Below are 12,011 nucleotides of genomic sequence, written 5' to 3'. Positions count from 1 at the left end.
CTTCAGAACCACGTCGTAGCCCCAGAGATTGGCCACCATCTGGAGGACACGCTGGGCGTCGTCCTTGTGCAGCAGGTTCTTGCTGAGGACGTGATGGTGAAGGATGAGGCGGCGGTCGCCCGCGAGATCCACATCGACCACCTGAATGTCCGGATCGCTCCAGCCCACATCGTATTCGCGAGACAGGCTGCGACGCAGGCGCCGGTAGCCACGCTCATCGTGGATGGCCTCGATCTTCAAGTCGGGCCGATCCGGATCGTCGATGAGGTGGAACATGCGCCATTGCCGGATCAGGTTCGGGCTCAGGTATTGCGAGATGAAGCTTTCATCGCGGTAATTGGCCCAGATATCGCGCAGAACCGCCATCTCGTTGCCCTTGCCTGCGATGTCGGGGAACCAAGCGCGATCCTCATCGGTCGGTCGCGTGCAGATGCGCTCGATATCCTGCATCATGCCGAAGCCGAGAGCATAGGGATTGATGCCGCCATAATGAGGGTCGTCATATTCGGGCTGGCGCGTCACGTTGGTGTGAGATTGTAGGAATTCCAGGAAGGCGCCGTCGCTGATCTGCCCGGTTTCGTGAAGCCGGGTCATGATGCGGTAATGGCAATAGGTGGCGCAGCCCTCGTTCATCACCTTGGTCTGGCGCTGCGGATAAAAATACTGCGCGATCTGGCGGACGATGCGCAGGATTTCACGCTGCCAGGGCTGAAGGCGCGGCGCCGACTTTTCCAGAAAATAGAGAAGGTTCTCCTGCGGCAGTTCGAGCAGAGCACGCCGCCGGTCTTCGCTCACTTGGGCCTTCGCCACGCCTGCCTTTGATGGAACCGTGCGCCAGAGATCGTTGAAGGTCTGCTCGCGATGGAGTTGGCGCTCGCGTTCGCGCCGCTCTTCCGAGCGCAAATCCGGCCGCTTCTTGCGGGGATAGCGATGAACGCCGTGGGACATCAACGCATGGGCTGCATCGAGGACCCGCTCCACCGCAGCGTGGCCGTAGCGCTCCTCGCAGCGGGCGATATAGCTCTTGGCGAAATCGAGGTAATCGAGGATGCCGTCCGCATCCGTCCATTCCTTGAACAGATRATTGTTCTTGAAGAAATGATTGTGGCCGAAGGCGGCATGCGCGATCACGAGCGTCTGCATCGTCGCCGAGTTCTCCTCCATGATGTAGGAGATGCACGGGTTCGAGTTGATGACGATCTCGTAAGCCAACCCCATGAGTCCCTGGCGATAGCCCGCTTCATGGGTAGCAAAGCGTTTACCGAAGGACCAATGCTTGTAATACAGAGGCATGCCGACGGAAGAATAAGCATCGAGCATCTGCTCGGCGGTAATCACCTCGATCTGGTTGGGGTAGGCGTCAAGGCCGAGTTCATCGACGGCGATACGCTCGACCGCATCGTAGATCCGCTGGATGGCTCCGAAATCCCAGTCCGCGCCGTGGTAAAGCAGCGTGTCCTTGTCGATGACGCTCATGGGACCCTTGTCTCGGCATCACGCCGCCGGAAAAGCTCACGGAACACGGGGTAGATCTCGCGGCGGTGATTGACCTTGCGCATGGCGATATTGGCACCATCCTCCTGCAGCGCCTCATAGGTCTGCCACAGGGACGTCTTGTGGTTGATGAACCCGGCCTGCATCCGGTCATGATCGCTGCCGACCTCAAGATAGGCATAATACTGGCACGCCGGCAGGATCACGTCCTTCAGAAGATTGGCGCTCGTCGATCCGTCATTGGGAGAATTATCTCCATCCGAGGCCTGGGCTGCGTAGATGTTCCAGTTCTCAGGCGGATACCGCTCGGCGACAATTCTCTCCATCTCACGAAGCGCGGAGGACACCACCGTGCCACCCGTTTCGGGGCTGTGGAAGAACGTCTCCTCATCCACTTCCTTCGCCTCATGGGTGTGGCGGATGAAGACGATCTCCACGTGCTTGTAGCGCCGTGTCAGGAAGATGTAGAGCAGCATGTAGAAGCGCTTGGCGAGATCCTTCATGTGCTCGGTCATGGAGCCCGACACGTCCATGAGGCAGAACATGACCGCCTGCGCTACGGGCCGGGAAATCGGCTCGAAGCGGCGATAGCGCAGGTCGAGCGGATCGATGTAAGGGAAGCGGCGTGAGCGAAGCTGGAGCTTTTCCAGCCGCTCCCGCAATTCCAGAAGCTTCTCCGTCTCTCCCTGCTCTTCAAGCAGCGCGATCTCTTCCTGAAGATGGATCAGTTCGGCAGCCTTGGGCCGCCGCATAGCGATCCGCCGAGAGAGCGCGTTGCGCATGGAGCGCAGGAGCGCCAGGTTCACCGGCGAACCGGTGACCGAATAGCCCGCGCGCCGCAGGCCCTTCACCTCGACCGTGGCGAGACGGCGCTTGGCAAGATCTGGAAGCTCCAGATCCTCCAGGAACAAGTCGAGGAATTCGTCGCGCGTCAGGGCGAAGCGGAAATCGTCCTCACCTCCTCCGCCGTTGCCGGCGGACGAGCCTCCCTCTCCGCCGCCGCCTGGCGGCCGGTCGACGGTGTCGCCTTCGACGAAGCGCTTGTTGCCTGGAAGGATGTGATTGTTGACACCACCTTCGCCGGAGCGGCGGAAACTCGGCTCCCGGACGCCGTCGGCCGGGATCGAGATCTCGCCACCCCGTTCAAGGTCGGTGATGTCACGGTCTCCAGCCGTCTGGCGCACGGCGCGTTGGATCTGAGCTTTGGCACGACGAAGGAAGCGCTGGCGATTGGCGAGGCTTTTGCCGCCTGGATTGAGGCGTCTGTCGATGATGTACATAGGAAAGCCTGCTCTGCCTCCGTGTGTGTCAGCCTGCCTGCTTCACGCGCATGTACCATTCCACCAGGCGCCGAACCTGACGCTCGGTATAGCCTCGCTCCATCATGCGCTTCACGAACTCACCGTGCTTCTTCTCGGTCTCGCTGTCCTTCTTCGATCCGAAGCTGATGACGGGCAGCAATTCCTCGACCTGCGAGAACATGCGGCGCTCGATCACGTCGCGGATTTTCTCGTAGCTCGTCCATGACGGATTGCGGCCACTATTGCCCGCCCGTGAGCGCAGGGAAAACTTGACCACTTCGTTGCGGAAGTCCTTCGGGTTCGCGATGCCCGCCGGCTTCTCGATCTTGGTCAATTCCTGGTTCAGGAGTTCGCGGTTGAGCAGCTGCCCAGTGTCGGAATCCTTGAAGTCCTGATCCTCGATCCAGGCATCGGCATAGGACACGTAGCGGTCGAAGAGGTTCTGGCCGTAATCGTGATAGGATTCGAGATAGGCCTTCTGAATCTCGTGCCCGATGAAGTCGGCATAGCGCGGCGCGAGATCCGCCTTGATGAACTCGAGGTAGCGCCGCTCTACATCAGTCGGCAGCTGCTCCCGGCGCAGCGACTGCTCGAGCACGTACATCAGGTGAACCGGATCGGCCGCCACCTCGATCGTATCATGGTTGAAGGTTGCCGCCAGCACCTTGAAGGCGAAGCGGGTAGAGATTCCGTCCATGCCTTCATCGACGCCCGCCGCGTCCTTGTATTCCTGAAGGCTGCGCGCTCGTGGATCGACCTCGCGCAGGCTCTCGCCGTCATAGACCCGCATCTTCGAATAGAAGTTGGAGTTCTCGTGCGCACGCAGGCGCGAGAGAACGGAGAAGCGCGCCAGCATTTCCAGCGTTGCCGGAGCACAGGGTGCCTCCGCAAGCTCGGAGCCCCGGATCAACTTTTCATAGATCCGCTGCTCCTCCATGACGCGCAGGCAGTAGGGCACCTTGATCACGTAAATACGATCGATGAACGCCTCGTTGTTCTTGTTGGACTTGAAGCTCTGCCACTCGGCCTCGTTCGAATGCGCAAGGACGATGCCGGTGAACGGAATGGAGCCGATATTTTCCGTACCGACGTAATTGCTCTCCTGCGTCGCAGTGAGCAGGGGATGAAGCATCTTGATCGGCGCCTTGAACATCTCGACGAATTCGAGAATGCCCTGGTTGGCGCGGTTGAGGCCGCCGGAATAGCTATAGGCATCCGGGTCGGCCTGGGAGAGAGTTTCGAGTTTGCGGATATCGACCTTACCGACGAGTGACGAAATGTCCTGATTGTTCTCGTCGCCGGGCTCGGTCTTGGCGATGGCGATCTGGCGCAGGCGCGACGGATTGACCTTCACCACGCGGAATTTCGAGATGTCGCCCCGGAACTCGTCGAGCCGCTTAATGGCCCAGGGGCTAAGCAGGTTGGTCAGGCGCCGCCGGGGGATGCCATACCGCTCCTCGAGATCGTCACCCATCTGTTCGGGATCGAAGAGTGCAAGGGGACTCTCGAAAACGGGGCTGATCTCATCGCCCGCCTTGAGAACGTAGATCGGATGCACCTCCATCAGAGCTTTCAGGCGCTCCGCCAGAGAGGATTTGCCGCCGCCGACGGGGCCGAGCAGGTAGAGGATCTGCTTGCGCTCTTCCAAGCCTTGGGCGGCATGGCGGAAGAAGCTCACGATCATCTCGATCGTCTCTTCCATTCCGTAGAATTCGGAGAAAGCGGGATAGACCCGGATCGTGCGGTTCATGAAGATGCGCCCAAGGCGCGCATCGCGGGAGGTATCGACAAGCTCCGGCTCGCCGATTGCCGCCAGGATGCGCTCCGGAGCGCTTGCGTACATCATGGGATTGTCGCGGCACCCGGCCAGGTATTCCGCAAGAGACATCTCCGCCTCGCGGCGGTTTTCGTAGGACTTCAGGAAACTCGAGAACAGGTCGTCGGAATGATGCATAGCGCCACCGAAATCAGATCCCTCTCAGAGATAACTATCGTGCACCGCTAAGGTTGCCCGGACCCCGTGGTGCGATGATGCGTCAGATCGTACTTTGGCGACATCCCCTTAATGCGGCGTAACTCAACGCGGTCACGGGTGCCCAGGATCTGGTGCGTGGCTTCCATGACCGGAAGCAAGCCGTCTTTGCTAATCCCAGCCTCGCGGATTGCAGCACTGTCGGCAAGATAAAGTTTCTCACAGTCGCTTGAAATCCACTGTGCTGCTTTGCCGCCGTAACAAGCGTTCCTTGAGCGAGCGCCTGAACGGTAAGAAGCACCTCTTTATTAGATAGGATCGATAGCCGGCCAAAACCAGATCGGCACCGCAGAAACTGCGTTACAATATATCTTTATGACCGTGCGGGCGTAGTACCAATGCGCCTGAGATGACATCCGCTTGCACCTTCATCGGGCAGACATTGACGGAGCGCAGGTTGACGCCTGACATGTCTAACCTATCGTTCTAGTCGCTGCCTTCGCGACCTCGCACGCTGCAGACGCTTCGCCATTCCTCAAAGACATTGGAGACTCCTGTGATCAAAGCTTTCGGCTATGCCGCCCAGGATGCATCGACTCCCCTCGCGCCATTCAGCTTCGAGCGACGGGACCCGAAAGAAAACGACGTTCAGATCGAAATTCTCTATTGCGGGGTATGCCATTCCGATCTCCACACGGCTCGCGCCGAGTGGGGCGGCACCAACTATCCTTGCGTGCCCGGTCACGAAATCGTGGGCCGCGTCGTTCGCGTCGGCGGCGGGGTGAAGAACTTCAAGGAAGGCGACCTCGTCGGCGTCGGCTGCATGGTGGATTCCTGCCGCACCTGCCGCAGCTGCCAGGAGGGCCTGGAGCAATACTGCGAGATCGGCTTCACGGGCACCTATAACGGCCCGGAGCAAGGCACCGGCGCCAATACCTATGGCGGCTATTCCGATAGCATCACCGTCGATGAGAGCTTCGTGCTGCGCATTCCGGAAGGGCTCGATCCTGCGGCAACGGCGCCGCTTCTGTGCGCCGGAATCACGACCTACTCCCCCTTGCGTCGCTGGCGGGTTCAGCCCGGCCAGAAGGTCGGCGTCGTCGGCCTCGGCGGCCTTGGGCACATGGCGGTCAAGATCGCCCGTGCCATGGGCGCGCATGTGGTGCTGTTCACCACATCGCCCAACAAGCGTGAGGATGCCTTGGCGCTCGGTGCCCACGAAGTCGTCGTATCGAAGGACAAGGAGGCGATGGCGGCGCACGTCAACAGCTTCGACTTCATCCTCGACACCGTCGCCGCGCCGCATGACCTCGACACCCTTCTCGTCCTTCTTGCCAGGGATGGCGCCATGGTTCTGGTCGGAGCTCCAGCGGAGCCGCATCCTGCCACGACCGTGTTCAACCTGATCATGAAGCGGCGCCAGCTCGCAGGATCCTTGATCGGAGGCATCGCGGAGACTCAGGAAATGCTCGATTTCTGCGCCAAGCACGGCATCACGGCCGAGGTAGAAATGATCCCGATCCAGGACATCAATCTGGCCTATGAGCGGATGCTGAAAAGCGATGTCAAATATCGCTTCGTGATTGATATGAAATCGCTGAAGCAGGACGCAGCCTGACCAAGCCTGCGTTCGATTGTGACGTCCCTCAACAGGCCGAGGCCTGTTGAGGAACACAATCAAGCAGCTGCCGGTTAACAGCCAAGGCAACGCTCAGGCTTTCGCCCCATGAGAGCAGCAAGAGAAACGGCACAGGCATGCTTTCCGATATTGGGCGGCTTCTGAAAGCGGCGTTTGCGGGCTGGTGGAATGACCGCGCCATGAGCCTAGGCGCCTCCATCGCATTCTTCACGGTCTTTTCGCTGGCTCCGATATTGTTGGCCGCCATCGCGGTCGCGGGGCTGGCTTTCGGGCGGGAGGCCGCACAGGGCGCCATCGTCTCGGAGCTCGGCGGGCTGATCGGGAAGAACGAGGCTTCCGCGCTCGAGGCCATGATCGTCAGCGCCAGCAATGTGGGCTCCGGAATTGTCGGTATGACGGTCGGCATCGTCACCTTCCTGCTTCTCGTGACCGGCGCCGTGGTGGAGTTGCAGGACGACCTGAACATCGTCTGGAAAGCCAAGCCTCCACAAAGCTATGGGGTATTCGATTTCCTGCACACAAGGCTTCTCAGCTTGGGCCTCGTGCTCGGAATCGGCTTTCTGCTTCTCGTCTCGCTGATCATCGATGCGGGATTGTCCGCCATCGGCTCCTATATGGAGCCCAGTTTCTCCGGCGCGGCGGCGCTCCTGAGCTTCCTCAACAGCTTGGTTTCCTTCGCCATCGCGGTCTTTCTGTTCGCGATGATCTTCAAGCTTCTGCCAGCGGTGGATATCGAGTGGGGCGATGTCTGGATCGGCTCGCTCGTCACCGGACTGCTGTTCACGATCGGCAAGTTCCTGATCGGCTATTATCTGGGCAAGAGCAACATCGCATCGAGCTACGGCGCAGCCGCATCGATCATCACGATCCTGTTGTGGATCTACTATTCCTCGCTGATCCTGCTGTTCGGCGCGGAATTCACCAAGGTCTATGCCGAGAGCCGGGGCAGCCGCAGCCGAGGATAGGCTTCAGGAGAAGACTCGGTCGCCCTGCTCGTCGATGATCTGCTTGCCTTTCGCAATGGCGAAGGTTGCGGCGTCATCCTTGCTGGCATGGGTTTCGGCGCGCACGAAGCGATGCTCCTTCATCCCGGCCTCGAAGTCCTTCTCGATCACGCCGGCGGTCTGGAACTGTCCCTTGGCGGGATAGGGCGCGGGCCGGATACGGAAGCCCTTGTACTCCACCGCTTCCGCCAGAGGCTCGGACGCGGGGGTGCCGTCACCGGAGCCGCCGAGCCGAGCCCATAAACCTTTGAAGAACGAGGACATACTGCACCTGAATGGGATGATTCGTGTGCGCAGGATATCCATCGCGAGCGGGCACAGGTCAATCGGCGCCGATCACAAGCGCCTGATATGCCCTCCAATCCGCACCTGAGCGCCTTGACGGAGCCTGTATGGGCCCAAACTCTGGCAGTGAAGGGATCACGGATCCCGACCAGCACGGGAGCACATAACCATGAGGTATTCCTTGTCCGTTCTGTGCCTGCTCGGAGCGCTGACGACCGGTGGTTTAGCTTATGCCCATCATGGCTGGGGCAGCTACGATGCTTCCAGAACCCTGTCGGTGACGAGCCCAGTCCAGAGCGTCGAATGGCAGAACCCTCACGTGATGCTCGTGGTCACATACCAGAACAAGAGCTGGCATGCCGTGTTGGCCCCGCCCTTCCGCATGAACGCACGCGGCCTTCAGCCCGACATGCTGAAACCCGGCACTCAGGTGAGTCTCGAAGGCTATCCCTCGACCCGCGAGGAAGCGGAACTGAGGGCGGAGCGGATCACCGTCAACGGCAAGACCTACGAGCTACGCTAGGCCACCAATGTACGTCGATTTGCTCGCAGCACTCGAATCGTCCGGACTTGGCCATGCGGGCCGCCATTCTGCCTGGCTTTATACTCTGGCGAACCTGCTTCACGTTCTGGGCGCGGCCTTCGTGGTCGGCGGCATCGCCGTCTTCGATCTGAAGGTTCTGGCCGAGCAAGGCAAGAACGCGCATCAGGTCGGCCGCTATGCCATTCCGCTGGCGGCGACAGGCTTGGCGATCCAGATCCCGACCGGCCTCCTGCTGCTGGCGGTGGAGGCCCGCGCGCTCGGCACCAATCCGGCCTTCTATGTGAAGCTCGCCTTCATCGCGCTCGGTCTCGTCAATGTCGCGCTTTTCCACGTCCGTTTCGGCTCGGCCCTGAGAGGCAACGTTCTACCCCCTGAAGCGCGCGTCTACGCTCTCGTTTCTGTCCTCGCCTGGATCGTCGTGCTCTTGGCAGGGCGGATGATCGCCTATCTTTAATCTTGTCCGTTCCAGCGAGGTCTTTCATGCGGTTCGCGCTGCCGCTGTTCTGTGCAGGCCTGATTGGTTGCAGCGCCGCCTGGGCGAGTTCGGGCTCGTCGGGCGAAACCGTCGATCAGGCGCTCTGCCGGCTCATTGAGGGAGCAGCAAAAGACCATCAGATCCCACGGGACTTCCTGACCAAGCTCATCTGGCAGGAAAGCTCGTTTCGCACCGGTGTCGTCAGTCGGGCGGGAGCGCAGGGCGTCGCGCAGTTCATGCCCGGCACGGCCAGGGAGCGGGGTCTAAGCGACCCCTTCGATCCGGAGCAGGCCATTCCGAAGGCTGCAGAGCTCATCGCGCAGCTGTCAGGCCAGTTCGGCAATCTGGGGCTCGCGGCGGCCGCCTATAATGGCGGTCCGGCGCGGGTGAGCGCCTGGCTGGCCGGCCGGGGACAGCTGCCCTTCGAGACGAGCCACTACGTTCTGACCATCACGGGACGGGAGGCGGAGGAATGGGCCAAGGATGCAAAGGATGCATCGGGGACCGCAGCCGAGAAGAAGACCGACCCGGAAAGCTGCCATCAGGTCGTTGCCACGCTCCGCCTGCCCGGTCGCGGCGAGGTGCTGGAAGCGCCCTTCGCGCCCTGGGGCGTCCAGCTGGCAGGCAATTTTTCGAAAGCGCGCGCGCTCGCAAGCTTCCAGCGCGCAAGCCAATCCTATGCGTCCCTGCTGAAGGATTCGCGGCCCATGATCATCGGCACGCGTCTGCGCTATCGCGGGAGCCGAACCTTCTATCGGGTGAGGGCTCCGGCGCAGACACGCCAAATGGCGGAGGAATTGTGTCGGGATATCCGCAAGCTCGGAGGCAGCTGCATCGTCCTGCCGAGCTGAAAAGAGAAAGGTGGCCTGCAACCGAAGCTGCAGACCACCTTTTATGATCTTAGCGGCGCTGCGGACGCAGCGAGCGCGCGAGTTCGCGAATGACGTTGTCCTCGATGMTGAGGTTAAGATCGTTCTCGTCCTCCGCGACCTCCACATCGGTCACGACCGGAGGCGTCGCTTGCCCTGCGGACTTGCCCTGTGCGGCAACGGGCTCGTTCTGCAAGACCTCGACCTCGGCGGCATTCCGCATCTGATGCGCGGGCGAATAGGAACGCGAAGAGCTGTAGCGGTTCTCCAGGGTGTCGAGCAAGCTGTTGAGCGCTGCGTTCGACAGGGCAACGTCAGGCATCTGGGGCAGCCCTTCCAGCGCGATGGAGCGGTTCTGGTAGGTTGCATCAGCCGTAACGTCCGGCCCGAACCATGACAGAGGACGGAAATCCTTCGCCTCCTCCTCGCTCTCGAAGGAGACCGAGATCATGTCGAAGGGACCGGGTGTCACGAAGCGCGCGATCTGAATGTCGCGGGTGCCGACGGTGAGATGGGTCAGCAGGTAATCGAGCTTGCCGGGCGTCACATCGAGCAGCGCTTCGGCGTGGGCGCGCGGCACATCCGTGCGCTCCTCCACCGGGCCGTTGGCGCCCTTCTGCAACAGAACGAGGCTGCCTTTGTCGCCGTCCACGATCACGAAGGAACTGCGGTCGGCCTGGTTCGGGAAATGGCCCTCGGTGACGCGATTGCCCCCCCTCTCCTTACGGATCAAGCGCGCAAGAGATGAAGCAATGAGATAACGTCTGTAAGCAACCATTTTATGCTCTCTGATACAATGAGTAGAATTACCCGCTAGCCTACAGAATTCGCTGCGTTCTCGATTACAGAATGTAGTTTCAATTCACATGAATAGTGTCGATCAAGCCTTCAATCGACACACAACAACATTCCGATTCGACGTAGCTTCGTTCGTGTTGGTTTCAAGTACTCAGTGAGCGCTTATGATGGCGTTCCAAAGGCAAAGTTCAATGGAGCAAACAATTATCGCCAAAGGATTTGCAAACGGGGTTAACCCGTTTGGCAACATCGTTCGGTGCGAGACAGGAGTCTCACACCTTTGACGCACATCCTTCGAGATCAGGTCTCGACCGATTGATTGAGCAATCCGCGCCACGCGAGATTGCGCATGAGCGCGTGCAGTCCGAACGTCCACGGCTCGCACTCGGAGCTCGGCTTCATGCGATTCATGAGCATGCCCAGTTCCGGTGCGGCGATGGTGACGATATCGCCGGTCTTGTGCGTGAATCCCATCCCCGCATCGTCACGGTCCTTCGTGGGCGCGAACATCGTCCCGAGGAACAGTACGAATCCATCAGGATATTGGTGGTGCGGCCCCAGCGTCTGCGCCACGAGATCTTCCGGATCGCGGCTGATCTTCGTGATCGAGGACGAGCCTTCGAGCTTGAAACCGTCCCCGCCCTCGACCGTGAGCGTCACTGTCGTCCGGCGCACGTCATCGAGCGAGAAGCTCTCGTCGAAGAAGCGGATGAACGGGCCGAGGGAGCAGGATGCGTTGTTGTCCTTGGCCTTCGAAAGCAGCAGGGCGGAGCGGCCTTCGAAGTCGCGCAGGTTCACATCATTGCCCAACGTCGCGCCGACGATCCTGCCGTCTGCCGTCACGACCACCACCACTTCCGGCTCAGGGTTGTTCCAAGTGGATTTGGGATGCAGGCCCGCATCCATGAAAGCGCCGACGGCGGAGAGGGTCGGGGCTTTCGTGAACACCTCCGCATCGGGCCCGATGCCCACTTCGAGATACTGGCTCCACGCGCCCTGCGCCATCAGCACCTTCTTCAATTCCATCGCCTCGGGCGAACCCGGCTTCAGGCGGCTCAGATCGTCGCCGACGAGACGCAGGACCTCCGCGCGAATGGCAGCCGCCGCACTCGCATCGCCCCGCGCCCGCTCCTCGATGACGCGCTCCAGCATGGAGACCGCGAAGGTGACGCCGGCAGCCTTGATGACCTGAAGATCAATGGGCGCCAAAAGCCACGGCTTCGAAGGATCGCGGCGCTCAATGGGCGTATTCGCGATGATCTCTTCAAGGGATGCGACCCACTCGCCCCGAGCGGCTTTGAGCGCCTGCCCCGGATCAGACAGCGCCGCAAGCTCGCTCATGGTGGGATGCAGCATCGAGATGTCGAAGACACCATCCTCGCGGATCGCGACGATGCACGGCCCGACTTCAGGACGCCAGACACGGCCCGCAAGCGCCCCGCGATAGCCATCGGCAGGCAGGATTTCGGCGGCATTCTGAACGGAGAGATGTTTCACAGGCAGGGGCTCCCTTGCATGGGGCGCGCCGCCCCTCTTTGGCCGCCAATATAGCGGGCTGACCGATGAGGCCTATAGGGAAAAGGGCGGAACCGTCCCGCCCGGAACAATCCTTCCTCGTCTTCCGTTGCGC

Annotated in this window: 11 protein-coding genes; 5 read left to right on the top strand and 6 right to left on the bottom strand. The window is 60.7% G+C overall.

The features are described 5' to 3' along the window. The 3 genes from ACXJKO_RS09725 to ACXJKO_RS09715 form a co-directional block, all read right to left on the bottom strand. Positions 1–1,476, bottom strand: a 1,476-nt coding sequence (locus tag ACXJKO_RS09725; protein ID WP_457090883.1) for a SpoVR family protein, incomplete at its 3' end; no start/stop codon positions are given. Beyond that, a complete protein-coding gene (locus ACXJKO_RS09720) occupies positions 1,473–2,774 on the bottom strand; it encodes a YeaH/YhbH family protein (protein ID WP_457090882.1) in 1,302 nt (433 codons plus the stop codon). The genes ACXJKO_RS09725 and ACXJKO_RS09720, both read right to left, overlap by 4 nt. 28 nt (positions 2,775–2,802) lie before the next feature. After that, the gene (locus ACXJKO_RS09715) at positions 2,803–4,749 is read right to left on the bottom strand and encodes a PrkA family serine protein kinase (protein ID WP_457090881.1); all 1,947 of its coding nucleotides are present in this window, start codon (positions 4,747–4,749) and stop codon (positions 2,803–2,805) included. A gap of 574 nt (positions 4,750–5,323) precedes the next feature. Here ACXJKO_RS09715 and ACXJKO_RS09710 point away from each other — a divergent pair. Further along, positions 5,324–6,385: an NAD(P)-dependent alcohol dehydrogenase gene (locus tag ACXJKO_RS09710; RefSeq protein ID WP_457090880.1), complete on the top strand. Its 1,062-nt coding sequence runs from the start codon at positions 5,324–5,326 to the stop codon at positions 6,383–6,385. 137 nt (positions 6,386–6,522) lie between these two features. Next, positions 6,523–7,371, top strand: coding sequence for a YihY/virulence factor BrkB family protein (locus ACXJKO_RS09705; protein WP_457090879.1), 849 nt, complete (start codon positions 6,523–6,525; stop codon positions 7,369–7,371). Between the two features lie 3 nt (positions 7,372–7,374). On the opposite strand, the gene ACXJKO_RS09700 is transcribed toward ACXJKO_RS09705, so the two are convergent. Then, positions 7,375–7,674: an HlyU family transcriptional regulator gene (locus ACXJKO_RS09700; protein ID WP_457090878.1), complete on the bottom strand. Its 300-nt coding sequence runs from the start codon at positions 7,672–7,674 to the stop codon at positions 7,375–7,377. 202 nt (positions 7,675–7,876) lie between these two features. On the opposite strand from ACXJKO_RS09700, the gene ACXJKO_RS09695 reads away from it, so the two are divergent. Genes ACXJKO_RS09695 through ACXJKO_RS09685 form a run of 3 tightly spaced genes read left to right on the top strand, consistent with a single transcriptional unit; the run spans position 7,877 to position 9,565 of the window. Then, positions 7,877–8,218, top strand: coding sequence for a DUF6152 family protein (locus tag ACXJKO_RS09695; RefSeq protein ID WP_457090877.1), 342 nt, complete (start codon positions 7,877–7,879; stop codon positions 8,216–8,218). A gap of 7 nt (positions 8,219–8,225) precedes the next feature. After that, entirely contained in the window at positions 8,226–8,693 is a 468-nt protein-coding gene (locus ACXJKO_RS09690; protein WP_457090876.1) for a hypothetical protein, read from the top strand. A 26-nt stretch (positions 8,694–8,719) separates the two neighbouring features. Then, positions 8,720–9,565, top strand: coding sequence for a lytic transglycosylase domain-containing protein (locus ACXJKO_RS09685; protein WP_457090875.1), 846 nt, complete (start codon positions 8,720–8,722; stop codon positions 9,563–9,565). A gap of 49 nt (positions 9,566–9,614) precedes the next feature. On the opposite strand, the gene ACXJKO_RS09680 is transcribed toward ACXJKO_RS09685, so the two are convergent. After that, entirely contained in the window at positions 9,615–10,361 is a 747-nt protein-coding gene (locus ACXJKO_RS09680; RefSeq protein WP_457090874.1) for a hypothetical protein, read from the bottom strand. Positions 10,362–10,681: 320 nt separating this feature from the next. Next, entirely contained in the window at positions 10,682–11,878 is a 1,197-nt protein-coding gene (locus ACXJKO_RS09675; protein WP_457090873.1) for a fumarylacetoacetate hydrolase family protein, read from the bottom strand. Positions 11,879–12,011 lie beyond the last annotated feature (133 nt).

Source organism: Microvirga sp. P5_D2 (assembly GCF_054049475.1).
This window is presented reverse-complemented; position numbering and strand designations above follow the sequence as displayed.

Bases quoted from the DNA above. Each gene is read 5' to 3' on its own strand.
- ACXJKO_RS09720 (WP_457090882.1), bottom strand. From the start codon at position 2,774: ATGTACATCATCGACAGACGCCTCAATCCAGGCGGCAAAAGCCTCGCC.
- ACXJKO_RS09690 (WP_457090876.1), top strand. From the start codon at position 8,226: ATGTACGTCGATTTGCTCGCAGCACTCGAATCGTCCGGACTTGGCCAT.
- ACXJKO_RS09700 (WP_457090878.1), bottom strand. From the start codon at position 7,674: ATGTCCTCGTTCTTCAAAGGTTTATGGGCTCGGCTCGGCGGCTCCGGT.
- ACXJKO_RS09705 (WP_457090879.1), top strand. From the start codon at position 6,523: ATGCTTTCCGATATTGGGCGGCTTCTGAAAGCGGCGTTTGCGGGCTGG.
- ACXJKO_RS09685 (WP_457090875.1), top strand. From the start codon at position 8,720: ATGCGGTTCGCGCTGCCGCTGTTCTGTGCAGGCCTGATTGGTTGCAGC.
- ACXJKO_RS09715 (WP_457090881.1), bottom strand. From the start codon at position 4,749: ATGCATCATTCCGACGACCTGTTCTCGAGTTTCCTGAAGTCCTACGAA.